Source organism: Pseudoalteromonas sp. SWXJ133, from assembly GCF_015864365.1.
GTDB classification, from domain to species: Bacteria; Pseudomonadota; Gammaproteobacteria; order Enterobacterales; family Alteromonadaceae; genus Pseudoalteromonas; species Pseudoalteromonas arctica.
Window position 1 is genome coordinate 1 of the sequence record NZ_JADYXJ010000035.1, and the last position, 26,501, is coordinate 26,501.

Annotated in this window: 29 protein-coding genes; 20 read left to right on the forward strand and 9 right to left on the reverse strand. The window is 38.9% G+C overall.

Annotated features, from left to right (window positions below; genetic code table 11):
- Nucleotides 1-466: 466 nt before the first annotated feature.
- The 5 genes from I6F40_RS19780 to hslR form a co-directional block, all read right to left on the reverse strand.
- On the reverse strand, nucleotides 467-1,237 hold the full coding sequence (locus tag I6F40_RS19780) for a PepSY-associated TM helix domain-containing protein (protein WP_331460311.1): 771 nt from the start codon (nucleotides 1,235-1,237) through the stop codon (nucleotides 467-469).
- Between the two features lie 48 nt (nucleotides 1,238-1,285).
- Nucleotides 1,286-1,579: a PepSY domain-containing protein gene (locus tag I6F40_RS19785; RefSeq protein ID WP_231609392.1), complete on the reverse strand. Its 294-nt coding sequence runs from the start codon at nucleotides 1,577-1,579 to the stop codon at nucleotides 1,286-1,288.
- A gap of 183 nt (nucleotides 1,580-1,762) precedes the next feature.
- Nucleotides 1,763-3,301, reverse strand: a complete 1,539-nt coding sequence (locus I6F40_RS18645; RefSeq protein ID WP_010555418.1) for a phosphoenolpyruvate carboxykinase — start codon at nucleotides 3,299-3,301, stop codon at nucleotides 1,763-1,765.
- Nucleotides 3,302-3,562: 261 nt separating this feature from the next.
- On the reverse strand, nucleotides 3,563-4,408 hold the full coding sequence (hslO, locus tag I6F40_RS18650) for an Hsp33 family molecular chaperone HslO (protein WP_166379513.1): 846 nt from the start codon (nucleotides 4,406-4,408) through the stop codon (nucleotides 3,563-3,565).
- A 12-nt stretch (nucleotides 4,409-4,420) separates the two neighbouring features.
- On the reverse strand, nucleotides 4,421-4,843 hold the full coding sequence (gene hslR / locus I6F40_RS18655; RefSeq protein ID WP_166379511.1) for a ribosome-associated heat shock protein Hsp15: 423 nt from the start codon (nucleotides 4,841-4,843) through the stop codon (nucleotides 4,421-4,423).
- A 210-nt stretch (nucleotides 4,844-5,053) separates the two neighbouring features.
- Between hslR and gspC the strand changes: the two genes are divergently transcribed.
- From gspC to I6F40_RS18720, 13 genes are all read left to right on the forward strand, one after another.
- A complete protein-coding gene (gene gspC, locus I6F40_RS18660) occupies nucleotides 5,054-5,995 on the forward strand; it encodes a type II secretion system protein GspC (RefSeq protein WP_166379509.1) in 942 nt (313 codons plus the stop codon).
- A 23-nt stretch (nucleotides 5,996-6,018) separates the two neighbouring features.
- Entirely contained in the window at nucleotides 6,019-8,082 is a 2,064-nt protein-coding gene (gene gspD, locus I6F40_RS18665; RefSeq protein ID WP_166379507.1) for a type II secretion system secretin GspD, read from the forward strand.
- Nucleotides 8,075-9,640: a type II secretion system ATPase GspE gene (gene gspE / locus I6F40_RS18670; protein ID WP_166379505.1), complete on the forward strand. Its 1,566-nt coding sequence runs from the start codon at nucleotides 8,075-8,077 to the stop codon at nucleotides 9,638-9,640. The genes gspD and gspE overlap by 8 nt, the downstream gene beginning before the upstream one ends.
- A gap of 2 nt (nucleotides 9,641-9,642) precedes the next feature.
- Nucleotides 9,643-10,878, forward strand: coding sequence for a type II secretion system inner membrane protein GspF (gspF, locus tag I6F40_RS18675; protein WP_002962033.1), 1,236 nt, complete (start codon nucleotides 9,643-9,645; stop codon nucleotides 10,876-10,878).
- Nucleotides 10,879-10,959: 81 nt separating this feature from the next.
- A complete protein-coding gene (gene gspG / locus I6F40_RS18680) occupies nucleotides 10,960-11,382 on the forward strand; it encodes a type II secretion system major pseudopilin GspG (RefSeq protein ID WP_007586585.1) in 423 nt (140 codons plus the stop codon).
- A 49-nt stretch (nucleotides 11,383-11,431) separates the two neighbouring features.
- Nucleotides 11,432-12,019, forward strand: coding sequence for a pilus assembly FimT family protein (locus I6F40_RS18685; protein WP_010555414.1), 588 nt, complete (start codon nucleotides 11,432-11,434; stop codon nucleotides 12,017-12,019).
- Nucleotides 12,019-12,393, forward strand: a complete 375-nt coding sequence (gene gspI, locus I6F40_RS18690; RefSeq protein ID WP_002962039.1) for a type II secretion system minor pseudopilin GspI — start codon at nucleotides 12,019-12,021, stop codon at nucleotides 12,391-12,393. Before I6F40_RS18685 ends, gspI begins: the two co-directional genes overlap by 1 nt.
- Nucleotides 12,394-13,032, forward strand: a complete 639-nt coding sequence (gene gspJ, locus I6F40_RS18695) for a type II secretion system minor pseudopilin GspJ (protein ID WP_166379503.1) — start codon at nucleotides 12,394-12,396, stop codon at nucleotides 13,030-13,032.
- Nucleotides 13,025-14,014 (forward strand): type II secretion system minor pseudopilin GspK, encoded by a 990-nt coding sequence (gene gspK / locus I6F40_RS18700; RefSeq protein ID WP_166379501.1) that lies wholly within the window; start codon nucleotides 13,025-13,027, stop codon nucleotides 14,012-14,014. The genes gspJ and gspK overlap by 8 nt, the downstream gene beginning before the upstream one ends.
- Nucleotides 14,011-15,219 carry a type II secretion system protein GspL gene (gene gspL, locus I6F40_RS18705; RefSeq protein WP_007586580.1) on the forward strand — a complete coding sequence of 403 codons (1,209 nt, stop codon included), beginning with the start codon at nucleotides 14,011-14,013 and terminating at the stop codon, nucleotides 15,217-15,219. The genes gspK and gspL overlap by 4 nt, the downstream gene beginning before the upstream one ends.
- The gene (gene gspM / locus I6F40_RS18710) at nucleotides 15,216-15,689 is read left to right on the forward strand and encodes a type II secretion system protein GspM (RefSeq protein WP_010555411.1); all 474 of its coding nucleotides are present in this window, start codon (nucleotides 15,216-15,218) and stop codon (nucleotides 15,687-15,689) included. Before gspL ends, gspM begins: the two co-directional genes overlap by 4 nt.
- Nucleotides 15,690-15,692: 3 nt before the next feature.
- A complete protein-coding gene (locus tag I6F40_RS18715) occupies nucleotides 15,693-16,451 on the forward strand; it encodes a type II secretion system protein N (protein ID WP_166379499.1) in 759 nt (252 codons plus the stop codon).
- A 22-nt stretch (nucleotides 16,452-16,473) separates the two neighbouring features.
- Nucleotides 16,474-17,061, forward strand: coding sequence for a UPF0149 family protein (locus I6F40_RS18720; protein WP_007586574.1), 588 nt, complete (start codon nucleotides 16,474-16,476; stop codon nucleotides 17,059-17,061).
- A gap of 27 nt (nucleotides 17,062-17,088) precedes the next feature.
- Here the strand turns inward: I6F40_RS18720 and I6F40_RS18725 are convergent, their stop codons facing one another.
- Complete coding sequence (locus I6F40_RS18725; protein ID WP_007586570.1) at nucleotides 17,089-17,295, reverse strand: hypothetical protein; 207 nt, start codon at nucleotides 17,293-17,295, stop codon at nucleotides 17,089-17,091.
- Complete coding sequence (locus I6F40_RS18730) at nucleotides 17,295-17,654, reverse strand: hypothetical protein (protein ID WP_007586569.1); 360 nt, start codon at nucleotides 17,652-17,654, stop codon at nucleotides 17,295-17,297. The genes I6F40_RS18725 and I6F40_RS18730 overlap by 1 nt, the downstream gene beginning before the upstream one ends.
- 288 nt (nucleotides 17,655-17,942) lie before the next feature.
- On the opposite strand from I6F40_RS18730, the gene ccoG reads away from it, so the two are divergent.
- The 5 genes from ccoG to I6F40_RS18755 all read left to right on the forward strand — a co-directional run bounded on the left by ccoG (nucleotide 17,943) and on the right by I6F40_RS18755 (nucleotide 22,259).
- A complete protein-coding gene (gene ccoG, locus I6F40_RS18735; protein WP_007586568.1) occupies nucleotides 17,943-19,373 on the forward strand; it encodes a cytochrome c oxidase accessory protein CcoG in 1,431 nt (476 codons plus the stop codon).
- Between the two features lie 86 nt (nucleotides 19,374-19,459).
- A complete protein-coding gene (locus I6F40_RS18740; RefSeq protein ID WP_024591441.1) occupies nucleotides 19,460-20,434 on the forward strand; it encodes a serine/threonine protein kinase in 975 nt (324 codons plus the stop codon).
- 34 nt (nucleotides 20,435-20,468) lie between these two features.
- Nucleotides 20,469-21,092, forward strand: a complete 624-nt coding sequence (locus I6F40_RS18745) for a thiol:disulfide interchange protein DsbA/DsbL (protein WP_007586563.1) — start codon at nucleotides 20,469-20,471, stop codon at nucleotides 21,090-21,092.
- A 16-nt stretch (nucleotides 21,093-21,108) separates the two neighbouring features.
- Nucleotides 21,109-21,753, forward strand: a complete 645-nt coding sequence (locus I6F40_RS18750; protein ID WP_197193312.1) for a thiol:disulfide interchange protein DsbA/DsbL — start codon at nucleotides 21,109-21,111, stop codon at nucleotides 21,751-21,753.
- Nucleotides 21,754-21,806: 53 nt separating this feature from the next.
- On the forward strand, nucleotides 21,807-22,259 hold the full coding sequence (locus tag I6F40_RS18755) for a DUF523 domain-containing protein (RefSeq protein ID WP_010555408.1): 453 nt from the start codon (nucleotides 21,807-21,809) through the stop codon (nucleotides 22,257-22,259).
- A gap of 10 nt (nucleotides 22,260-22,269) precedes the next feature.
- Here the strand turns inward: I6F40_RS18755 and trmA are convergent, their stop codons facing one another.
- The gene (gene trmA, locus I6F40_RS18760) at nucleotides 22,270-23,367 is read right to left on the reverse strand and encodes a tRNA (uridine(54)-C5)-methyltransferase TrmA (RefSeq protein ID WP_010555407.1); all 1,098 of its coding nucleotides are present in this window, start codon (nucleotides 23,365-23,367) and stop codon (nucleotides 22,270-22,272) included.
- 162 nt (nucleotides 23,368-23,529) lie between these two features.
- Here trmA and I6F40_RS18765 point away from each other — a divergent pair, with 162 nt between their 5' ends.
- Together I6F40_RS18765 and murI are read left to right on the forward strand one after the other, a co-directional pair.
- On the forward strand, nucleotides 23,530-24,669 hold the full coding sequence (locus I6F40_RS18765) for a DUF5610 domain-containing protein (protein ID WP_010555406.1): 1,140 nt from the start codon (nucleotides 23,530-23,532) through the stop codon (nucleotides 24,667-24,669).
- 65 nt (nucleotides 24,670-24,734) lie between these two features.
- The gene (murI, locus tag I6F40_RS18770; RefSeq protein WP_010555405.1) at nucleotides 24,735-25,535 is read left to right on the forward strand and encodes a glutamate racemase; all 801 of its coding nucleotides are present in this window, start codon (nucleotides 24,735-24,737) and stop codon (nucleotides 25,533-25,535) included.
- Here the strand turns inward: murI and I6F40_RS18775 are convergent.
- Nucleotides 25,498-25,977: an RNA recognition motif domain-containing protein gene (locus tag I6F40_RS18775; RefSeq protein ID WP_007582860.1), complete on the reverse strand. Its 480-nt coding sequence runs from the start codon at nucleotides 25,975-25,977 to the stop codon at nucleotides 25,498-25,500. The genes murI and I6F40_RS18775 overlap by 38 nt on opposite strands.
- Nucleotides 25,978-26,501 lie beyond the last annotated feature (524 nt).

A 26,501-nucleotide genomic window follows, 5' to 3' on the forward strand; every position in this document is an offset into this window, starting at 1 on the left:
ATGATAGTGTAGCATTTGCTATGTGAAAGTAGGACATTACCAGGCTTCAAATTGTAGAAAGCCCGAATCTAACGATTCGGGCTTTTTTACGTCTGCAGAAAAGTGAAATGTGCGCAATTAATATACACACACATCACAAAATCCCTCAGTCGGCCAATACAGTAGCATTTGCTACGTGACTCTCCACCGTTGTAGATGTGGCCACAAGCCATCTGCCTCACGTTATAAAGAGCCTTGCTTTATAGTCTATTAGATATTCTCATTAAGTATATAGCCTCATTTACAGACACCAGTAAGCAATTAATTGGGGTGCACTATTGTGTGCTAAGTTTACCGATGTGATTTACCGCATTACATCTATAACTAACTGCCGCTTTAGCGCGTGCAGAATAAATACACATAGCTGATAATTATACTAATCGGTAATAATGCCTAATCAATTTGGTGGATTGGCGTAAAGTTTATTTTATATTTTCTTGGTTCTAACTAACCACCTATATACACCAATAAAGAACAATGCGGCAGATCCGAAGCCACTCAACACCCAAATTACTTTTAAAATGTTACCGCCAATGCTGCCGTCATGTAGAGGGTGTATCCAGTTTTTAATTTTGCTAGCTGTACTTTGTTTATCTATATTAAACATGCTCTCTAACTTCCCTGTAAGTGCATTAACCTCTATATAACTATGTGGAAAGCAATACGAAGGATCGTTTACAGTTTGAAATCTAAATCTGTAAATGGCATTTAAGTTTGATGGTGTTTCAATCCAAGCTAAACGTGCATCGGGTACTTTTTTTTGAGCTATTAGTATCGCTTGTGATAAAGGAATATTGAATTGTTTACAAGGCTGTATTTGTGTTCTTAGAGGTGAGCTTATATTGTTAACTAGAGCGGTTAATATAGGATCTGTTTGTTTTGGAATAGCGAGCATAACACCTGTAACAGTTAAAGCTAGTAACGGTATGCAGAAGGTCAAACCAATTAGTTTATGCCAGTCGTATAGCAAACCTATTTTAGTGCTACGAGATTTAAATTTCAGTGACTTTACCCACTTACTATACTTTGAAAGCCAAGCAAAGAATCCAGAAATAAGAAGAACTATTGATGCTACACCTATATAGCCAACAATAAGTGTACCTGTTGTCCCAGTTAGTAACGAAAAATGTAAGTTGTACATCCAAGTTACTAAGTATCTTCCCCAGAACTCTTTACGTATTATTTCCTTGCTATTTATTGTTAGATAGCTAAACCATTAAGGGCGCAAAGCCTTGCTCTTTTGTTTCTATGGGCTGTAGTAGCGTGCGGGTACAATTGAGTTCACACCTGTATTTTCTAGTCGCCACGGCCCGAGCTTTGTGGGGAAATTTGCTCTTAGCGTATTGTATGCTTGATCCCAATTAGGTGGTTTTGTATTAGTGGTAGTGTCATTAATTGGATTTAACAGTGAGTCTATTTGTGGGTAATAAACTAATACGGAGCCAGAAGGGCTAATAATAGTAAGTAAAACACCTACCGATAGACTTAAGTATAAATGTAACCGCCTGAATATTTTTTGCCATGAAAGCTTTAGTGTCATTAATTAAATAGCCGTAATGAGTAATGCAGGCTTATTGGACATTAAGGAATGATTAATTACGCGGTATATTATATGGTTTTTTGATATGAGTTGTGCGACATTTTGTCGCACTTATTAAATTAGGTATTTAGAAAGTAAAACGCCAGCTCTAGGCTGGCATTAAAATACAATCTTAAAGCTTATTTAAGCTTTAGGTCCTGCATTTTTTATATCGTCTGATACGTCATACTTGGCAAAGTTTTCAGTGAAGTCTGCGGCAAGTTTTGCTGCATATTCATTGTACTTAGCTTTATCTTCCCACGTATTAATAGGATTAAGTAAGTTAGTATCTACACCTGGAACTGCTACTGGTACATCTAGGTTTAAAACATCAATGTGCTGAGTTTCAACACCCGCTAATTTACCAGATACGATTGCATCAATTACTGCACGAGTAGTTGGGATATCAAAACGTTTACCTGTGCCGTAAGGGCCGCCAGTCCAACCTGTATTCACAAGGTACACTTTAGCGCCAAACTCGCGTACACGCTTCATAAGAAGCTCAGCGTAAACACCAGCAGGGCGTGGGAAAAATGGTGCGCCAAAACATGTCGAAAATGTTGATTCAATATCGCTAGTTGAACCAATCTCAGTAGAACCAACTTTTGCAGTGTATCCACTTAAAAAGTGAAAAGCAGCAGCTTCTTCGCTAAGTATAGAAACGGGTGGTAATACACCGCTTACATCACAAGTTAAAAATACAACAGCCTTAGGTTCGCCTGCGCGGTTTTCTACTTTACGTTTTTCAACGTGTTCAAGTGGATATGCTGCACGGCTATTTTGAGTAAGGCTAGTATCGTTAAAATCTGGAACGCCTTTTTCATCTAACACTACATTTTCTAAAATAGTGCCAAAGCGAATAGCATTCCAAATTACAGGTTCATTCTTTTGTGACAGGTCGATACATTTAGCATAACAACCGCCTTCAATATTAAACACGCTTCCAGGTGCCCAGCCGTGCTCGTCATCACCAATTAGAAAGCGAGTAGGGTCTGCTGAAAGTGTTGTTTTACCCGTACCAGATAAACCGAAGAATAATGCTGTATCGCCTGCTTCACCAACATTAGCAGAACAGTGCATTGGTAATACACCTTTTGCTGGTAGTAGGAAGTTTTGTACAGAAAACATCGATTTTTTCATTTCACCGGCGTAACGCATACCTGCTAGTAATACTTTACGCTGTGCAAAGTTAATAATGACGGTGCCATCGCTATTTGTGCCATCACGTTCTGGCTCACATACAAACGAAGGAACGTTCATTACTTGCCATTGTGGTAAGTTTGAAGCGTTATAGTTCTGCGGTTCGATAAACATGTTTTTGGCAAAAATATGGTGCCACGCTGTTTCTGTAGTTACAACTACAGGTAGATAATGCTCAGGGTCTGCGCCAACTTCTAGGTGAGAGGTGAAGTGGTCATTACTTTGAACATGTGATTCTACGCGAGCCCATAATGCGTCAAATTTGTCTGCATCAAATGGACGATTAACGTTGCCCCATTGAATATCATCTTGAGTTGTTGTTTCTTGTACAATAAAACGATCTTTTGGTGAGCGACCAGTTCGTTTTCCTGTAATTGCAACAAAAGCACCATTTGCGGCTAAAGTACCTTCGCCACGGCGGATCGCATGCTCGACAAGTTCAGCTGCGGTTAAATCGACAAAACGTGTAGCGCCTGTAGTCATGTTTATACCTAACTATGTGTGAGAGTTTGAACGGATAGCTCTGGGGTTATCAGTGCTCTTAAACTGAAATTATAGTAACAGAAGGTTTTAAGATATTCGAGCCCGTAAAGCCTCTAAAAACACATATATTTAAGAAAAAACATGAATAATTTCAATGATACCGGTGTCATGAAATTAGCAGAAAAGATGACACCGGTATCATCTTTTTATAATATAAAACCGCATATTTTGCGGCTTTAATTACTATATATAGATGAACATTTAGTTGAAAATGCTTTTTATATCTTGTTCGTTAAAAACATACTCTTTTAAACAGTAATGGCAGTTAATATTAACAGACCCTTTTTCAGCTACGTCTTTAAGTAGTTCTTCTTGTCCAATATTAACAAGTGCAGTAATTGTTTTGTCACGACTACAACCACATTTGAATTTAATCGCTTGAGGTTCAAATACGCGAGGATTATCTTCGTGATAAAGGCGTGTAAGGACAGTATTAGCATCAAGGTGTAATAGTTCTTCATCTTTAATGGTGTTACTTAATGCTTCTAGGTGTGCAAAGTCTTCAATTGATTTTTGTTTATCAACTGGGAGTACTTGTAAAAATAGACCACATGCTTTTGCGCTACCTTCTGTTGTGTCGGTTGCAAACCAAAGGCGTGTTTTTAATTGCTCTGACTGCTCAAAGTAACTTTCGATACATTCACTCAGAGTATCATGCTCTAGTGGAACTATACCTTGGTAACGTTCACCCTTACTTGGTGTAATAGTGATCACCATATAGCCTTGGCCAATAAGCTCTTTTACAGTTGTGCCCGTAATTTCGCTTTGCAGGCGTGCAATACCACGCATGTTTTGTTTATCATCACCATTTATAACTGCATATTTAACTGGTCCATCACCTTGAAGCTGTACTGCAATTTCACCTTCAAACTTTAAAGTGGCGGTTAATAAACAGGTTGCAACAAGTAACTCACCTAGTAATGCTTTAACAGGGTCTGGGTAATTATGGTCGGCAATCATTTCATTATAAGCACTCTCGATTTGTACGAGTTCGCCACGAACATCTAGTTCGTTGAATAAATAACGGTGAAGTAAATCTTGTTGCATGAGCGGCTATACCTAACTTGATTTCATTTTTAAAAGTTCGCGTCTTTGCTTTTTATCCGGTTTTTTATCCGGATGAGGAGCAAAAAAGCTGTTATTTTTACGTGCGATGCTGTTCTCTTCGCGTTTAGCAATACTTGCATCAGATTCTTGATACATGGTCTGTGCAATGGGGGCGCTTTGACGTTTTTCAAGCACTGAGAGTATAGTTATCAGCTTTTCATCTACGCCCTGAGCCAGTTTTACTTTTGCGCCAACGTCTACTATTTTACTCGCTTTTGTACGTTGGCCATTATAATGTACTTTGCCGCCTTGCACCATTTCGCGTGCAACTGCGCGAGTTTTATAAAATCGCGCAGCCCATAACCATTTATCTAATCGAACTTTTAACCCATCTATAGGGTCTGAGCTGGTATTAACATTACTTTTTTTACTCATAAGGCATTTCCCCACGTTTTTATAGCTTAAAATTTATCATGAAATCATCGTAGGATGAAGGTATTACAACGGCAGTTTGTTTTTTATACGGACATGTAAAGTTAACCCAATCTGTTTACAAAGTTTAATATTAGTGTGCTTGTTGAAAGAAAAATGAAAGGGTACTATGGGTACGCGCTAACGCAGTAAATTAAAATAAGAACACTATTTATGGAACAGCAAATCCAACAACTAAAACAATTTTTAACTCGTTTACCGCATGCTAAGTTAAGTGCGTTAGTAACACTGTTAGTTGTTGTTTATCTTGCATTTTTATTATCAAAACTTGTTTGGCTTTTGTGGCCGAAACCACCAGTAACTCTACTTACCCCTATTCATTATGCTAATCAGTCATCTGGTGCGAGTAACAACTCAGCGCAGCATATTATTGAGCAATTTTTATTTGGTAAAAAAACTGTAACAAACAACAATAATACTGCAAAGCAATCGCAGGTTATAAATAATGCGCCAGAAACGCGCTTAAGTATCAATTTAACCGGTATTGTAGCGGTAAATAACGATGATAAAGCAGGTATCGCAATTATTGAATCACAAGGTAAGCAAGTAAGCTATCTTGTCGAAGAAGTTGTATCGGGCACGCGTGCTAAAGTAGCACAAATATTACCAGATCGTGTTATTTTGAGCGTTAATGGGCGTTTTGAGACATTGATGCTTGATGGGCTCGATTTTAATAAAACGGTGTCTATGCCAGTGCTCGCTGCGCGTGATGATGCTGAAATGGGTCCGCAAAAATTAGAACCAAGTGAGCTACAAATAGATGCCACTGCGGATCCTGACGTTAAAGAAGCAATTATAGAAACACGTGAAGAGTTACTCGAAGAGCCGGGCAAGCTATTTGACTATATACGTGTTTCACAAGCCATGAATGATGGTGAGCTAATTGGATATCGCTTAAGTCCAGGTAAAGAGCCTGAGCTATTTAAGCAAATGGGGTTAAAAAATAACGATTTAGCCATTTCTATAAATGGCTATCAATTAACAGATTTAAAACAGGCTATGTCAGCTATTAATGAGCTGCGTAATAGTACAGATGCCAATATCACTATAGAACGTGATGGTGAACAAATTGATGTGCAATTTAGTCTGCAATAATTTAGCTTTGGAGTTTTAATACGATGGTTCAGGTGCTACACCTCAAAAAAATTAAAAAAGGGTTAGCTAAGTACGCAGCACTTTTTTTGGCGGCAAGTATTTCTTTGTCTGTTTCTGCTGTTGAATATGCTGCTAACTTTAAAGGAACTGATATCAACGAGTTCATTAATATTGTTGGTAAAAACCTTAATAAAACAGTCATTATTGACCCTAACGTGCGCGGAAAGGTAAATGTTCGCAGTTATGAGTTAATGGACGAAGCACTTTATTATCAGTTCTTCTTAAATGTATTAGAAGTTTATGGCTACTCAGCTGTTGAAATGGACAATGGCATAATTAAGGTAGAAAAAAGCTCTGACGCTAAAAAATCAAATGTGCCACTTATTGACGAAGGTAATGAAGCTAGCGGCGACATGATGATTACACGTGTTGTACGTGTTAAAAATGTAAGCGTGCAGGAGCTTGGTCCTCTAGTTCGTCAATTTAGCGACCAAAAAGATGGCGGCCACGTTGCTAACTTCAATGCGGCTAACGTAATGATGCTAACAGGTCATGCTGCATCGGTTAATCGCTTAGTTGAGATCATTCGTTCTGTTGATCAGGCGGGTGACAAGCGCGTAGATATCGTTAAGCTAAAATATGCGACGGCAGATGATGTTGTCTCTGTGGTAGACAATATTTATAAAGACAGCGGTAAAGGCAGTGTGCCTGAATTTTTAATTCCAAAAGTTGTGGCTGATGGCCGGACTAATAGCGTTATTGTAAGCGGTGAAGGCCAAGCCCGTACACGTGCTATTGAACTAATTAAGCGCTTAGACGGTGAGTTAGAAAGCCAAGGTAACACCAAGGTGTTTTACCTAAATTACGCTAAAGCTGAAGATTTAGTCAAAGTATTGCAAGGTGTTAGTAAGTCACTTGTTGAAGATGCACAAGGCGGTACTACTAAAACTCGTAGCAGAAGCAATAATGAAAGCAGTATAGAGTCTCACCCTGACTCAAACTCATTAATTATTACCGCACAGCCAGACACAATGCGATCATTAGAATCAGTAATTGAACGCCTTGATATTCGCCGTGCCCAAGTACTGGTTGAAGCGATTATTATTGAAGTAATGGAAGGCGACGGGGTTAACTTAGGCCTGCAGTGGATTTCTGAGCAGGGCGGTATGTTGCAGTTTAACAACGGCACTACGGTTCCCGTTGGGTCATTAGCTGTTGCTGCAGAGCAAGCACAAGATACAACTGTAACTAAAACTATCATTGGTACAGAAACTGGAACCGTTACTAGTTATGACGAAACGACTGAGGGTGACTATGATGCGCTTGCTTCATTGCTAAGTGGCATTAATGGTTTAGCGCTGGGCGTTGTTAAAAATGATTGGGGCGCAATTATTCAGGCTGTTGCCACCGATACAAATTCAAATATTTTGGCTACCCCTTCTATTACTACAATGGATAACGAAGAAGCCTCTATTTTAGTCGGTCAAGAAGTGCCTATTATTACAGGCTCACAAACAGGCAGTAATAATGCTAACCCATTTCAAACAGTTGAGCGTCAAGAAGTAGGTATTAAGCTGGTAGTTACGCCACAGATTAACGATGGCTCTGCAGTACAGCTTACTATTGAGCAAGAAGTATCGAGCGTAAGTGGTGCAACTGCGGTTGATATTTCAGTAAATAAGCGTTCAATTAAAACCACGGTAATGGCCGATGATGGTGGTATGGTTGTACTTGGTGGTTTAATTGACGAAGACGTACAAGAAAGTGTTTCTAAGGTGCCCTTATTAGGCGATATCCCTATTTTAGGCCACTTGTTTAGATCAACGAATACAACGCGCCGTAAGCGTAATCTTATTGTGTTTATTCGCCCAACCATTATTCGTGATGGTGTAAGCATGAATAAGTTAAGCTTTAATAAATATAACTTTATTCGTGGTGAGCAGTTTAAACAAAAAGAAGACGGTATTGAGTTAATGCCAATGACTGATACGCCTATTTTACCTGAGTGGAATGACGAATTAGTACTTCCCCCTACGTATGAAGAGTCTCTGCGTAAACAAAATGCACAAGAGCGTAAAGATGACTAATGCGATTCAAGAGATAAACCAAGATGTGGTTCATCCTAAAACGCATAATCAGGATGAGCTATTAACGAGTGATGTATTAGTTGAGTTACCAGCAAAGCGTTTGCCGTTTTCCTATGCAAGACGTGCAGGTGTGTTACTTGGCAAAAACAAAGATCACTGCATAGTTTACTACCGTGGTGAGCTAGACGTGGAAGTACTATTAGAAGTACGCCGTATCGCAGGCCATGGTTTTACACTTGAGCAATTGGCTGATGATAAATTTGAGCTATTGCTTGAAGCGTCATACCAACGTGATAGCTCTGAAACACAACAAATGATGGAAGATATTGGCAACGAGGTTGATTTATTCTCACTTGCTGATGAACTTCCGCAAACTGAAGATTTACTGGCTGGTGACGATGATGCGCCAATAATCAAGCTTATTAACGCTATGCTAAGTGAAGCGATTAAAGAAGGGGCTTCTGATATTCATATCGAAACCTTCGAGCAAGAGCTTGTTATTCGCTTTAGGGTCGATGGCGTGCTTAAAGAAGTACTTAAGCCTAATCGTAAACTTGCATCGTTACTTGTGTCTCGTATTAAAGTAATGGCTAAGCTTGATATAGCCGAAAAACGCATTCCACAAGATGGCCGTATTAGCTTACGTATTGCCGGGCGTGCAGTTGATGTGCGTGTGTCTACAATGCCATCGAGCTTTGGTGAGCGTGTAGTACTACGTTTACTTGATAAAAACAACGCGCGTTTAAACCTTGAAGATTTAGGTATGACCGCAGATAACCGTGCATTGTTTTCAGATTTAATTAGTAAACCCCACGGCATTATTTTAGTAACAGGGCCAACGGGCTCTGGTAAAAGTACCACTCTATACGCTGGTATGAGCCAAATTAACTCACGCGATCGCAATATTCTTACCGTTGAAGATCCGATAGAGTACGAAATTCCAGGCATTGGGCAAACACAAGTTAATGCAAAAGTTGATATGACATTTGCACGTGGTTTACGTGCAATATTACGTCAAGATCCTGATGTAGTCATGGTGGGTGAAATACGCGACCTTGAAACTGCGCAAATTGGTGTCCAAGCGTCACTTACCGGTCACCTTGTTATGTCTACTCTGCATACTAATACCGCATCGGGTGCAATTACACGTATGGAAGATATGGGTGTTGAACCATTCTTACTTTCATCGTCGTTACTCGGTGTGTTATCGCAACGGCTAGTACGTACATTGTGTAATACCTGCAAAGAAGGTCACACGGCTGATGAGCATGAATGCCAGCTGTTAGGGGTTTCTTTTGAAAGCCAACCGACAATCTATCGAGCAGTAGGGTGTGAAGAGTGTAACTTTAATGGCTATCGTGGTCGTACGGGTATTCACGAGTTACTTGTAGTCGATGAAACAATACGCGAAATGATTCACAACGGTAAAGGTGAGCAAAGCGTAGAGAAATACATTCGTAAGCGCAGCCCAAGTATTCGTCAAGATGGATGTAGTCGTGTACTTGTAGGTAAAACAACACTTGAAGAAGTATTGCGTGTTACCCGTGAGGAAGGTTAACTATGGCAGCGTTTGAATACCGTGCCTTAGATGGCCGAGGTAAAGAAAAAAAAGGCATTTTAGAAGCTGATACAGCTAAACAAATTCGCCAAACTTTACGTGATCAAAAACTTACTCCGCTTGAAGTTGTCCCTGCGGCGCAAAGTGATAAACAAGTCAAAGGTGAAAAAGCCCCTTTACTCGGTGGCTTTTTTAAACCGACAATTTCAACCTCAGACTTAGCACTAATTACAAGGCAATTAGCAACACTTATTCAATCGGCACTTCCTGTTGAAGGCGCTGTTATGGCGGTTGCTGAGCAATGCGAAAAGCCGCGTTTAAAGCGTATGCTTATGTCGGTACGCTCAAAAGTGGTTGAAGGTTACACCCTTGCCGATGGTCTTAGTGAGTTTCCTCATGTTTTTGACGACTTATATCGTGCAATGGTAGCCGCAGGCGAAAAGTCGGGTCACCTTGACCAAGTACTTAATCGTTTAGCCGACTATACCGAGCAGCGCCAACATATGCGTAGCCAAATAACTCAGGCTATGGTTTACCCCATTATATTAGTGGTATTTGCAATTGGTATTGTGTCGGTATTACTGGGCACCGTAGTACCAAAAATATTAAAAACGTTTGAAAAAACGAAACAAGTACTTCCTTGGACAACCGAATGGGTTATGGCAGGCAGCCATTTTGTGCAAAATTATTGGTTTATTAGTTTAATAGCGATTACAGCTATAGCCATTGGTATTAAGCATGCACTTAAGCAGCCTAAAATACGTTTTTGGTGGGATGACCGAGTGCTACATATGCCAGGTATAGGTAAAGTGGCTCGTGGTATTAACACCGCACGTTTTGCACGTACTTTAAGTATTTTATCGTCAAGCTCGGTACCATTACTCGAGGGGATGCGTATCTCGGGCGGTGTATTAATTAACGAAAAAATTAAAAAAGCGGTTGCAGATGCATCAGATAGAGTGAGTGAGGGTGCAAGCTTAAGAGCTGCACTTCAGCAAACTAAGTTGTTTCCACCAATGATGCTGCATATGATAGCAAGTGGTGAAAAATCAGGTGAACTAGAGCAAATGTTAGAGCGTGCTGCAAATAACCAAGATCGCGAATTTGAGAGCATGGTTAATGTATCGCTTAAACTACTAGAGCCTGCGATGATCGCCTCAATGGCGGTTATTGTATTATTTATAGTAATGGCAATATTGCAGCCAATAATGGCGATGAATAAAGCTGTTGGACTTTAAGTTAGAATAAATTTTTAAATATATTAATGGTTTTACCTAAACCATTTTTACTTAATGTTTTTAGAATAATGAGGTAATTACGTGAATAAACAATCAGGTTTTTCTTTACTAGAAGTGATGGTGGTACTGGTTATCATCGGGATGATTATGTCAATTGTTGCACCTAACATTATGGGTCAGCAAGAAGAGGCTGCTATCGATAAAGCGCATCTAGATATTCAACAATTAGAAGATGCAATGAGCTTATACAAGCTTAAAAATAAGAGCTACCCAAGCACAGAGCAAGGTCTTGAAGCGCTAGTTACTCAAACAAGCATTGAACCGGTTCCAAAACGTTTCCCTGACGGTGGTTTTATTAATGAATTACCAGAAGATCCATGGGGTAATCTATATCAGCTAATTAGCCCAGGTGAAATTGGCAAGTTTGATATTTTTTCTATGGGCCCAGATGGTGAAGTAGGTACTGATGATGATATCGGTAACTGGGACGAAGAAAAACAATAATGCTTAAGTACACTGCTTTGTATGAACATGTTAATGCTAGAGGCTTGCTATGAAAGCAAGCCTTAAGCAGCGCCATGCAAAAAGCAGAGGCTTTAGTTTAATAGAGATTTTAGTGGTATTAGTGATCATCGCTTTTGCTACAAAAATGGTGGTATATAGCTTAGAAGGCGGTGCTGAGGAAGAGTTAGATACTCAAGCATTAAGGCTGCATACCACCATTAACATGGCATCGGAATTTGCCATTTTAAACCAAGTTGAATTGGGCTTATTAGTAGAAGAAAATACGTTAGAGTATTTAGTTTTCGATGGTGAAAAGTGGATTACCTTTGACCGTGAAGATCTTTTTAAACCAATAGAGTTAGATGAAAGATTAAAGCTCACGCTTAACTTAGAAGATTTAGCGTGGGCGCAAGATAACCTCTTAGAGCAATCTAACTGGCGCGAACTTATGAGTGGCGGCGATGAAGACAGCTTACTTGAGCTTAAAAAGTTGAAAATCCCACAAGTACTTATTTTGTCATCAGGTGAGGTAAGCGCGTTTCAACTTATATTAGAGTTAAAAGAGCAAAGCGAACCTGTGTATTACATTGAAGGTGAATTTGCTGCACCAGTAAACTTTCGCCGAGAGCCAGAATAATGAAGCGCACTAAAGGGTTTACCTTATTAGAGGTGTTAGTGGCATTAAGTATTTGTGCCATGGCGGGTATAGCTGCAATGCAAGCAACAAGCGAGCACATACACCACTTAACGACTATTGAAGAGCAAACCTATGCATCTTGGGTCGCCGAAAACGTTATTATTGAACAGCGTACTAAAGGCGAACAATGGCAAGGTAAAAATAACCTTAAAGGCAGCGAAGTAATGGGCGGTGTTGAATGGTTTTGGCAGCAAGAAGTAACAGCCACTGCTGACAAAAGCTTTGTTAAGTTAACCATAAATGTTTTTACGGATGAAAAATATGAGCATTCGGCATATGAGTTATCAACGTATCTCAATAAAGGCAAAAAGTAAGTGAAGCAGCGCGGGTTTACATTACTTGAAGTTATGGTAGCACTGGGTATTTTAGCTTTTGTTATTATTGCTACTCATCAAATACTCGAGACGACAACAAGAGCAAAAGATGCCTCCGATGAAAAAATTGCTGAGTTAAATGGGCTGCAAACAACATTTAGGTTAATGGATCAAGATTTTAGCCAAATGACCAAACGTGCAGTACGAAATGAATCTGGTGATGTTCAAGAACAATATTTACTTGCTGGTCGTTACGTTTTAGAAAGCCAATACGATGGTATTGCGTTTGTACGAGATGGCTGGATAAATCCAATTAATTTATTGCCACGTTCAGAACTACAAGCCGTTGGTTATAGAGTGATAGACGATAACCTTGAGCGTGTTTATCGGGTTTATGTTGATCAGCTTGATAATATGGAACCGCGAGTTCAACATGTACTAGAAAATGTTGAAGAACTTAAGTTTGAGTTTTTGGATGATAAAAACGAATGGCAAGAACAGTGGGAAATTAAAGCTCTTCCTAAAGCGGTTGCTGTTACTTTGCAACAAATAGAAGCAGAGCCAATTCGTCGTGTATTTTTAGTTCCTGGGCAAGGCAAAGTTGTTGCTACACAAAGTACGGATGTGAATAATGGTTAAGCAGCAATCATCGCGCGGCGCAGCACTTGTTATTGTTTTGTTTATTGTGGCATTAGCGGCTATTTTAGCAGTAGAAATGAGTGCTAATTTGATGGTTCAAGTGCAAAAAAGTACAAACTTGCAAGGTCACCAACAAGCTAAATGGTACGCCTACGGTGCAGAAGAGCTTGCTATTAAAGGGCTAATACAAAGTAAAAAAGATGATGCCGATAAAACAACACTCGATCAAGTGTGGGCAACTCAAGGTGATGCTTCATACCCTGTTGATAACGGCACGTTAAGTGGCAAAATTACTGATTTACAAACATGTCTAAATTTAAATGCTTTAGCCATAGCGCCAGAAGAAAATAGCGCAAGTAAAACAAACCCTGCACATAAAGCACTATTTGCATTACTTGAAAACATTGAAGATTTACCTGCTGATGAATCAGAAGAGACAATGGCAGATAGCGTATTTGATTGGCTTGACGAGGACAGTATTACATATCGCTCAGGCGCAGAAGAAGACGAGTATTTATCACGAGATTTTCCGTATATGACAGCCAATAGTTTATTTGCATCAACATCGGAATTACGCTTGGTTAAGGGCTTTAACCCATTAGTGATGGAAAAAGTACTGCCATATGTATGTGTAATACCAGGCAGTACGCTTTTATCTATTAACGTAAATACATTAATCCCAGAGCAAGCACTTATACTCAGTGCCTTAATAGAAAGCTTGAGCTTATCTGGTGCAGAGGCTGTGATAGGTGCAAGACCGCAAACTGGCTTTGACACCATTGATGAATTTTTTGAACAGGTGAAGCAACAAGGCGGTACTAATACCGACTCAGTCAAAAGTTTATTTAGTATTAAAAGCGAATATTTTAAATTACAAACGCAGGCAAATTTTGTCGACCTGCGTTTTTCGATGACCACATTACTGCACGCTAAAGACGGTGACGTAACGATACTGGCGCGAAAATTTGGAGGCGTACAGTGACAGAAATACTGTTGATCCGCACGGGTCAAACCGAGCAAGAATTGCTTAATTGGTTAATTTACTCACCACAAGAACAAGAAATAATAGCCAGTGGCGAGTTACCAAATGCAGAGCATTTAAGTGAGCTAAGCGAAAAAGCACTTACCCGAGAAGTGGTCGTGTTGTTACCAAGTGATCAAGTGCAATTAAAAACGGTCGCTTTGCCAACAAAATGGAATCGCAAGCTTGAGCAAGCATTGCCATACATGCTTGAAGAAGATATAGCATGTGACGTAGATGAACTGTTTATAGCAGTAGCGCAGCCGACAATGCTTGGTGAGCAACATGCAATTCGTGTAGCAATGACAGACCGTGAATGGTTTGAACAATGGCTCGCATTATTTGTAGAGCATAATCTATCAGTATACAGAATATTACCCGATGCTTTGTTGTTACCGCTTGCAGATGATGGCGCAGTCACCGCTATCGAACTCAATAACCAATGGTTATTTAAGCAAGGGCAATGGCACATAGGTGCGGTTGAATCTAGTTGGTTAAATGGCTACTTAACAGCCATGGGTAATCCTGATATTAAGCATTTTAGCCCAGCTAGTCAGTTTCCAGAAAGCGTTAACTTACAAGCGCAAACAAGTGAGTACGACTTACCTCTAGCATTATTTGCAAAGCAGTTAGATAGCGTTAATTTTAACTTACGCCAAGGTATGTATCAGCTTAAAAAACAAAGCGCTTTATGGTGGGGTTACTGGAAAGGCGCCGCAATTATAGCAAGTGTTGCATTGGTTTCTACGATTACAATAAAAGCTATTGAGTTACACCAACTTAATACACAAGTAGAATTAGCTAAAGCTCAAGTAGTCGACAGATACCAAAAAGCATTTCCAGGAACTAAAGTTCGTCCCAATCTAATTAAAAGCCAAATTAAAGGCGCGTTAGATAAAGTTCAAGGCTCAAGTGAGTCGGGCTTTTTAGACTTAACGACTAATTTGGTTGATGTATTTTCGCAAGTTAGCGAATTTACACCTGAAACACTTCGTTATGACAAACGTCGCAATGAGCTGCGCATTCGTGCACGTGCTAAAGACTTCCAAACTTTTGGCAAAGTAAAAATCATACTTGAAAAACAAGGTTTAACTGTTGAGCAAGGGTCTTTAAATAATGACGGTGATTATGTCGTTGGTGAAATTAAACTGCGAGGTGCAGTATGAAAAAGCAGTTAATGCAACAATGGCGCTCGCTTAAAGAGCAAGAACAACAATTGGTAATGGTCGCTGGTGGCGTGTTTATTATTTTTGTTTTAGTAATGGGAATATTTAGACCATTAAATAATGCGATAGAAAAGGCACAGCAATCTCAAATTAAACAACAAGAGCTATTAGCTTGGGTTGATGACAGTATTGTTAAGCTAAAGGCTGCGGGTAACACCAGTGTTGCTAGCAATGCAAACTTAAGCCAAATTGTTAATTCTACACGTGGGCGCCATCAAATAAGTATTAGTAAAATGCAGCCAAGTAGTGATTCGCTACGTTTGACGCTCGACTCTGTAGAATTTAATCAGTTAATAGAGTGGTTAGATGAGTTAGTGAATCAACACGGCTTAAAAATTGAAAACTTAGATTTGAGCCGCGATGATAAATCAGGCTATGTGCGTGTAAGCCGTTTAGTATTAGAGAATTAATTAATGAAAAAAATAATAACGTTATCGGCTGTCTTTTTAATTAGTTTTATTGTGTTTTGTATTATTAAATTACCAGCACATATTGCACTAGATATAGCAAAACCGTACTTTCCAAAGCAATTAGAAGTAGGCCAAACTGTAGGCACTGTTTGGCAAGGTCAAATGATGCAAGTTCGTTTTGATGGTGAACAGTTAAATAATGTGCGCTGGGACATTGCTGGCTGGAAGTTATTTACAGGCAAGCTAAATGCGAATGTGAAGTTTGGTAATGCACGAGAGCGTAGTGATATCTCGGGTTATGCTGATGTAAGTTATGGGCTTTTTAATCAAGAAGTTAAAGTGACTGACGGCCTAGTGCGCTCAACAGTAGAGCGTGCAATGCAGCGCGTGCAGCTTCCCCTACCTGTAACCGCTAAAGGACGTGTAATTTTAGAACTTGATGAATACAGCTCAGGTGCACCTTATTGTGATTCACTAAAAGGTGAAATAGCGAGCCCTAATATTGACGTGCAAGGCTTAAATGGGTGGTTTAATATTGGCCCTCTGGCTGGTAAGTTAAGCTGTAAGTCGGGCGATATTGCTATATTAATTGACCCAGATAATACGCTTGGCCTTGAGGCTGATGCTACACTTAAAGCTAATTTCGACTTTAGTGTGGCAGGTTATGTAAAACCAGATACTAGCTTACCTAAAGATGTACATGATGCGGTTAAATTTTTAGGCCGACCAGATAGCCAAGGTCGTTACCCGCTCAACTTTTAATGTTTGAATATAAAGAGTTTTAATGCAAATACCCCAATTTACTGAGCTGCACGCAAAGCAGCTCAGCACATTTTTAAATACCCAATCTCAAGCAATGACCCTTCAACAAAGCCAAGGCTATTTATTTGGCGTTATTTGTTCGCCCAATCCATTAGATGTGCATGAGTGGCTTGAGCAGATATTACCAAATACAGCTAATGATTTAGATGAAGAAGTACTTTTCTTGTTCATGGCGCTATATCATAAAATTAGTGAGCAAGTATTTGAAACTGGATACAAATTGCCTAACACATTTGATGCTGAATTTTGTAAGTCATGGAGTAAAGGTTTCTTAGTTGCAACCAAAGCTTACGCAGAGCCTTTATTAAATGCACCGCAATTAGACACTGACTTTAAACAAGCATTAGAAAGTGCGTTAAGCACATTAAGCTTTTTTGCACTCGACCAGCTAGCAATAGCTCAGATTGCCAAACAAAATAACATGACTATAGAAGCCTTGTGTCAGTACCAATATGAATCAATGGGTGACTTTGCATTAGGGTTTGCTGAACTAATTGAAGTGGTCGCAATTAATAGCGGTTTGATAACCGACGAGAGTTGGGAAGAGTAATTATTAATACCAGGCGCTTAGTTTAATCTAAGTGCCGAGCTCTAATATAATATCCGTACAGCCTTGTTTGCACTTTACTACGCCTTTACCAGGTTCACTGGTGGCTAAATTAAGTGTTAAAACCCCATTACACTTCTCACACTTTAACGTTTTGCCTTGTGCTAATTGCTTGAGCATATTGCGTTGTTTATGAAATGAGTCGCTTGCTTTTTTATTTAATCCTGAAAAATCCACTACTTTGCTCGCTTTTGCTCTAATGCTTCAGTCACTATTTTACATACCGTATTTAAACGATCGCCATAAAAATAAAGGTTTAAGTCACGTTCACGACAATAGCGTAGGTGAAATAACTGAACAGAGTCATCTGTTGTAAACGTTTTTTCTACGTACTCACCCTCAGATTCAGACAATTTAAGTTGAGTGCTGATTCTATTTTTAGCCATATTTGCAGCAGGGCTTCTGTTAACCTTACTTGCATCACTTAAAAAACCAATGCCTTCGCCTAATAACCTTTCGCGAGGTTCTTTTATAAGCGGATGATCGATTGTAAAAAAGGCAAGGATCACAACTACCAAAATAATAAATTTTTTCATGGATACGTAAACCTTGATCTAAGTAGGGTTGAATTACCATGCAGTGTAATAAACTGCATTTTAAAAGCAAGTAACTGAGATGAATAAATTATTAGCGATCTATGCCAGTAATTTTAACCAACATTGTTATAATGGTTAACAGCAGTCAGATATTTCTGAAATATCTGAAAGTATTCGAGAAGGCAATTTATTAAAGTAAATCTGCCTAGCAAGTAACTTGCTAGCTTTAAGTATAGAGTACTTGAGTATTGCTGGATTTTTATTTCCAAGCGGCGTTGAGGAACTTCGATGGACAAGCAAATTAAAGTAAAGAATATCCCTGTAGAGGTGAAAATCCAAAAACCGGATTTAAGCCGTCAAGATGATAGGTTCAATCCCCGAAATCGTATTTATGTGCGTGCCGTAAAAGGCCTACATCAATTACTTAGGCAGCGCATTGGCTTTTTAGGCCTACTTGCGTTTATGTTACTTCCTTGGATTAATTTTAACGGCCAGCAAGCAGTGCTGTTTGATCTAATTGGTCAAAAATACAATATTTTTGGTTTAACGCTATGGCCTCAAGATTTTACCATATTAGCGTTTATTTTTATGCTGGCAGCATTTGCGCTGTTTTTAGTGACCACCTTCTATGGACGGGTGTGGTGTGGCTACACATGTCCGCAAACTGTTTGGACCTTTATTTTTATTTGGTTTGAAGAAAAGCTTGAGGGCACGGCTAATCAGCGTAAAAAACTCGATCAACGACCCATGAATTTTGATAAGTTTTGGCGTAAAACGGCAAAGCATACTAGTTGGGTATTGTTTTCGTTATATACCGCCATTTCTTTTGTGGGTTACTTTACGCCAATCAGAGAGTTACTTCCTGATTTTGTAACGTTTAACGTGGGTGGTTATGCACTAGTCAGTATTATTTTCTTTGCTGCGTGTACCTATGGTAATGCCGGTTGGATGCGTGAAATTATGTGTTTACACATTTGCCCTTACTCACGTTTTCAATCAGCTATGTTTGATAAAGATACATACACTGTAACGTACGACGAAAGCCGTGGTGAAAGCCGTGGTCCTCGTTCACGTAAAGTAGATCATGAAGATTTAGAGCTAGGCGACTGTATAGACTGTAACTTGTGTGTTCAAGTGTGCCCAACAGGTATTGATATTAGAAATGGGTTACAAGCTGAGTGTATTAACTGTGGTGCATGTATTGATGCGTGTGATGGCGTAATGGATAAAATGGAATACCCGCGTGGGCTTATTTCATATACGACAGAGCGAAACCTCGAAACCCCAGAAAATAAAACGAATCCACTACGAGCTAAAATCATTGGTTACACGGTCATACTTGTTGTGCTTACGGGAGCACTTGTAGCTAATATAGCGCTGCGTAAAACAATGGACTTTGATATCATTCGTGATCGAAACCAACTATATCGTGTCGATTTTGATGGTTTAGTAGAGAACACCTACACATTAAAGGTAATCAACAAGGCGCAGTACGAGCAAACTTTTAATATTAAAGTGCAAGGGTTAGATAACTTTAAGTATATTGGTAAGCAGTCATTTACTGTGCAGGCAGGGCAATCTCATAATGTGCCATTGTCGCTTGTAATGGACCCTTATGATTTGAAGGTGTCGATGACAGAGTTTAACTTTGTGCTTTCACCGGTAGATGAGCCGGATGAGACAATATCGCAGTCGAGTAACTTTTTTAAAGCGCGATAATCACAACCTACCTTAAATAGGTAAGTTGATATAGCAATTAACAAAAGCGGGTATATAACCCGCTTTTTATTTTATATAAGAAGAGTATGAGTAAATTTAGTTTTATTGACTTAACACCTGACCTAATACTCGATGCAATAGAAAGCGTAGGTGTGTACGCTGAATCTGGTTTGTTGGCACTCAATAGCTATGAAAACAGAGTGTACCAATTTAAAGCCGATGATGGCCTGCGTTACGTAGTGAAGTTTTATCGCCCAGAGCGCTGGAGTAAAGAGCAAATTCAAGAAGAGCATGACTTTGCATTTGAACTGGCAGAAGCGGAAGTGCCTGTTGTTGCCCCTATTTTATATAATGGGCAAAGCTTGTTTGAACACGAAGGTTATTTGTTTGTGTTGTTTCCAAGTGTCGGCGGGCGTTTATTTGAAGTTGATAACTTAGATCAGCTTGATGTAATGGGGCGTTTAATTGGCCGTATGCACCAAGTAGCTAAAACAAAGCCTTTTACTTATAGGCCAACAGTTACCTGCGAGGAGTATTTGCATACAGCCAAAGTTCATCTTCAAAAAAGTAACTTAGTGCCTATGGGAATAAATACTGCCTTTTATACTATTTTAGATTTAGTGATAGAGCAGGCGCAAAAACAGTATAAAGATGTGCAAAGTATTCGCTTACATGGTGACTGCCACGTTGGTAATATTTTGTGGGCAGGTGATGCGCTCATGTTTGTTGATTTAGATGACAGCCGCCAAGGTCCTGCAATCCAAGATTTATGGATGATGCTCAGTGGCGATAGAGCGACGCAACTGTTACAGTTAGATACCCTTGTGAATGCGTATGAAGAGTTTTGTGATTTTGATCACTCTCAACTCAAATTAATTGAACCGCTGCGAGCGATGCGTATTATCCATTATATGGGATGGGTAGCTAAACGCTGGAGTGATCCTGCCTTTGTGCGGAACTTTACATGGTTTGCTGATGACAAATACTGGGAGCAACAAATTTTAGCACTGAAGGAGCAACTTGCAGCACTGCAAGAAGCACCGTTAAAGTTATTGCCGTAATATTTTATTTAAAGACAAGTACAACGAGATACAAATGCTTAAAAAATTAAAACTGAGTTTATTACTTTTATGTTTACCATTTGCAGCACTTGCTGCACAGTTTGAAGTTGATAATCAATACACTGTTATTGATGTAGACAAAAGTACATCACCACAAGTAACCGAGTTTTTCTCATTTTACTGTCCACATTGTTTTAAGTTTGAACCAGTAGCAAAAGCAATTGAACAAGGCTTGCCAGAAGGCGCGGAGTTTATTAAAAACCACGTGAACTTTTTAGGTGGCGTGTCGCCACAAGCACAAAGTAATTTAAGCTTTGCCTACTTAATTGCTAAGCAGCATGGTCAGGCGCAGAGTATTAGCGATCAAATTTTTAAAAGTATTCATGTTCAGCGTGCTCCTTTAACTGAAATGAAAGACGTTAAAAAATTACTTGAAGTAAACGGTATTGATAGCGCAACGTTTGATCAAGAAATTGCAAGCATGCCAGTTATTTCGGCTGAGCAAGCAATGCAAAACAAACAAAATAAATATTCAAAATTAGGCGCACTTACAGGTGTACCTACTTTTATTGTTAACGATAAATATAAAATAAACCTCAACACCATCAAAAATCAAAAAGAACTTGATGAGTTAGTAGCGTTTTTATTAGCACTATAAATTTCGGAGCATAATAATGATTAAATTAGTTAAAGCAGGTTTGCTTGCAGTACTACTTCCTATGGCGGCAACAAGCTTTGCAGCAACGTATGAAGAAGGCGTGCATTACGACGTTGTTTCTGAGCGCGCAACTAAAAAGCCAGAAATTAAAGAGTTTTTCTCATTTTACTGCCCTGCATGTAATAACATGGAAGCACTAATTGGTGAGTTTAAGCCTAAGCTTGATAAAAACGTTAAATTTAAAAAGAGCCATGTTGATTTTGTAGGTGTACGCGACCCAGAAAACCAACAGATGATGAGCCAAGCACTCGCTACTGCAGAAGTGCTTCCGCAAAAAGATAAAATTGTCTCTGCAATCTTTAATCATATTCATACAAAGCGCGCTAGTTTTAATGAGCTTGCAGATGTAAAAGATATATTTGTAGCGCAGGGCGTTGATGGCGATAAGTTTGATAAGCTGTTTAAAAGCTTCTCGGTACGAACGCTGAGCTCTAAAATGAAACGCGATCAAGACTACTTTAAAGAAAAAGGCGCACTACGTGGCGTACCTACATTTATTGTAAATGGTAAGTATAAATTAAACCTAGGTCGTGAGTCGGGTATTACTGAACCAGAAGATATTAGCAAACTGATTAATTACTTAGCTAACAAGTCAGTTTAGCTAAAACTAAAAAAGCTCCTTAAGGAGCTTTTTTGCTTTATAAGGATATAGCGATGGAAAAAATATTAGTATCGAGTTGTTTGCTAGGGCAGCCTGTTCGCTACGATGGTAGAGGACACGCAATTTTGCATCCACAGCTTAATTTGTGGCAAAAACAAAATAGATTAATTGTGTTTTGTCCTGAGGTCGCTGGTGGGCTTCCTACTCCTAGAGCTCCTGCTGAAATAATACAGGGGAGTGTAGTTACTAATTTAGGAGAAGATGTAACAGAACAGTTTCAAACTGGAGCTAATATAGCGCTAGAACTCTGTAAAAAGAATCAAGTTCGTTTTGCTCTACTTAAAGAATCGAGCCCTTCTTGCGGACGAAATACAATATATGATGGAAAGCATCGCGGAGTAAAAATCGAAGGGCTAGGTTTAACTACAGCATTATTAATAAAAAATGGTATTCAAGTATTTAGTGAAGAGCAAATACCAGCACTTATAAAAGTACTGGCACTTTAATTTTGGCTGGTTATTTGCGCTGCAAGAAAACACCCGACTCAATGTGATGTGTATATGGGAACTGATCAAATATAGCAAAGCGCTTAACGTTGTGCGTACGTGTTAGGTGGTCAAGGTCACGCTCAAGGGTTTCAGGATTACACGATATATAAATTATGCTTTCGTAGTTAGCCACTAAGTCACACGTTAATTCATCCATGCCCGCGCGCGGTGGATCAACTAATATGGTTTGGCAGTCATAGCTTTTAAGGTCAATACCGTCTAAACGAGAGAAAGTACGCTCGCCATTCATTGCTTGAGTAAACTCTTCACTAGACATACGAATAATATCTAAGTTCTCTACGTTATTTTTAGCAATATTGTATTGAGCAGAATGAACAGATGATTTTGATATTTCTGTTGCTAATACTTTATTAAAACAGCCCGCTAACGCAATTGAAAAGTTACCGTTACCGCAATACAGTTCTAATAAATCATTTTTAAGTGGTTTACATAAATCTTGCGCCCACTCCAGCATATTAATATTTACTTTTGCATTAGGCTGAGTAAAGCTATTTTCTACTTGTTGATAAATAAGCTCTTGACCATTAACTGTTAAACGCTCAGTTACAAAGTCATCACCCAGCACTTCTTTTTGTTTGCGAGCACGGCCGATAAAGTCAATTTTGTATTTACTGCTTAGTTTTTCTTTAAGCGCTTTAATTTCACTTAACCATTCATCATCAAGTGGTTTGTGATAAAGCAAGCTTACTAAAATTTCACCGCTTAGCGTGGATAGGTAATCGATTTGAAATAACTTACGACGTAATATTTCACAAGGCTTAAGATTTTCAATCATCACCTGCATTATTTCACCAACTAGAGGCGCTGCTGGATCAAATGTATCAACACGGATTTTTTCTTTTGTTTGTTGATCAAACATAATGTGAAACAGATCGTCACCGTCGTGCCATACTCTAAATTCAGCACGTTGGCGGTAGTTAGTTGGCTCTGAGCTAAATACTTCTAGTTGCTCCACACCAAAACGTTGGAACTGTGCACTAATACGCTGCTCTTTTTCACTTAACTGCGTTTGGTACTGTGTGGTATCTATTTTAATAACTGCCATTAACGCTACTACCTTATCTAAGATCTGTTTATCGGCGCTATTGTAGGGAGCGCTGCGTATTTGTCTAGTTTTGGCTAGCATTTATGCTGTTTTATTGAACATTGTACTTTAGTTTTTATTGTTATAGCCGATAATAAACTACGCACGCTTAGGAGACTAATCATGAAAATAGGTAATTATGGCTTTACGCCAAACAACAACATCAATAAATTCAATAATAAAGCTGATATACAGCAACCTACAATTACGTCTCCTCAAGATAGCTATCAACAACGAGGCCGAGAGTTGGCCGCAAAGGTGCTTGGCGATAAAATGGCTGAGCAGCTTGGGTTGCCTATCGCAGAAAAAAAAGCAGATAAACCACTATTTGATTTTGATGAAATAGTAAAAAACGTACTCGATTTTGTAAGTAGTGCTGTTAATAAAGCAAAAGCTAACGGCGCTGATGACGAAAAGCTCAAAGATATGTTAGGCGACGCGCGCAAAGGAGTCCAAATAGGGATTGACGACGCTGTTGATGAACTCAAAGGTACAGGCGTATTTAATGATGACATGGAAGAGGGGATTAATAAGTCCAAAGAGGGGATTTACAATGGGCTCGATAAGTTTGAAGAGTCGTTATTTAACCCACAACCTGCCAGCGTAAATATAAGCCAGGCTCAATATGTCAGTATGACGAGTAATGCAGAGTATAAATTTACTACCGCAGAAGGCGATGAGGTAAGTATTAGCTTTGCAGATGCATTTGAATCTCAATCGGCAAGTGGCTATCAGCAAAACAGTAATAGTGAGTCGTTTACAAGCTCATCATCGCAATCTCGACAGGTATCATTTTCGATATCGGTAAATGGTGACTTAAATGAGCAAGAGCAAGAAGCTATTAATGCAATGATGGAAGACTTACAGGATTTAAGTAAAACCTTTTTTGGTGGTGATTTAGATGAAGCATTTGAACAAGCGCAAGAGCTGAGTTTAGACAGCGATCAGCTGGTGGCTTTTTCTATGGATTTACGCCAAACAAAAACAATAGCAACAGTTAAAAGCTATGAAGAATATAAACCAGCACCAGAAAAACACGTAGTAGAGGGTTTAGCCCCTTTTAATGACGATCTTAAAAATGCTTTTGAAAAAGCGGGTGAACTTGGATTACAAAATCAACTAGGTGGCATTCTACAATGGTTAAATCAAGATCAGGAACAAATAGATAAGTTAGTAGATTATACAAAGTCTATGTTCGAAAACCTTAATCAATTAAATTCAGCGGCCGATGATCTTGTCGATTTAGAAACCACACAAAGCTAAACTACTTTCTTTTATAAATACCCCATGGCAAACTGCCGTTCTTAAAGTAAAGTGGGAACGGTAGTTTGTCAGCGCATATAATGGTCTTTGATTCAGGTATTGGTGGAACTACTGTACTTGAGCATATAAAGCAAAGTATCCCCAATGCTCAGTACAGCTATTTTATGGATAATGCATTCCTACCTTATGGTGCTCAATCCCAACAAACAATAATCAACCGATTGTGCTCACTTATTCATTTCATCAAAGCTAATACGCTTAATGTTGATTTAATTGTAATAGCGTGTAATACCGCTTCTACATCTGCACTTAGTGCTGTTCGCCAAATGACAGATATTCCTATAGTAGGTGTTGTGCCAGCAATAAAGCCTGCGGCAGAGCTAACACGTTCAAATCATATTGGCTTATTAGCCACACCGGCAACGGTCGCCAGTTCATACACTAAAACATTAATTGCTGAACATGCACGTAATGTAATCGTTAATCTATATAGCAGTGTTGAGTTAGTAACTTTAGCTGAGCAATACTTTTTTACAGAGTCTTTGGATACAAACAAGTTGCATCAAGTGCTTGATGACCTACATATAGATAAAACTATAGATGTACTTGTATTAGGATGTACGCACTTTCCAATATTAGCAGAGCCTATTAGTCAGTATTTTGAAGGGAATGTAAAATTACTTGATTCAGGTGTAGCGATAGCAAACAGAGTCAACTACCTACTTAACCAACTTAACTTGTGTGTAAATAAACTAACAGACATAAAAAAGCCGCTGCAATATTATGCAACGGCTGATGTGTTTAGCAATAAGCTAGCGGTAAAGCTAGTTACACTGACTGATCCGTCTCAGTACGTAGAGCATTAGAATCATCTTCTTGTTTTTGTTTTGCTTCACGTACCTTTAAAGTACGTTGTTGGAACTCGCTATCGTTCAAGTTAGCAATTGCATTGTCTGCATCAGCTTGCGCCATTTCAACAAAACCAAAGCCACGACGCTTGCCAGTATTCTTATCCTTTAATAAACGAACATTGAATACTTTGCCTTGTTCTTCAAATAATGCACGAACCACACCTTCGTTTGCACGATAAGGAAGGTTACCAACATAAAGCGTTTTTGTTTTAACTTCAGCTTCTTCAGTCACATCAGATGACATTGCAGCAATAGCAATCGCACCTATTAATAAACCAGCACCAAATAGTAATGCAGGGTTTAAAGCTAAGCCGCCTAAAGCGAACTCAACAACAACAAAACCAACTACAGCAAGAATAACAGAGAAGATAAAAGATTTTTGATCGGGTAATTTCATTTTAGATCTACCAATAAACAGGAAATAAACATTAATTTAACATTGTGAACTTGCTATCTTAACGTCTAAATCAAACATAGCAATGATATTTGTATTAAATAATAAATAAGAGCACAAAAAAGCATCATCTTAGGAAGGTTTTCATATGGTTTTACATGGTTTTGTTCTATTTTTGTTCGAACAGTAAAAAGATCTAAAAAAAGGGTTGATCTGTTTTCGGATCTCCCTATAATGCGACCCCACTGAGACGGGAAACGCCAACGCATAGCGAGGCACGAACAACTCAGAGAGTTAAATAAAACTTCGGTTTTAAATTATCTAAAAAGAAAGTTTAAAACTAAGTGTTGACTCAAAAAATAAAGGGTGTATTATTCGCATCCCTTGAGACGCTAAAGCGACTCAAAACGTTCTTTAACAATATAAAGCAATCATCTGTGTGGGCACTCGTACAGATTGAGTTCTAACAGCCAAGCTACTTAGGTAGCGAGGCAAACAAATTAGAGTCTCAATTGAAAACTGAGTGA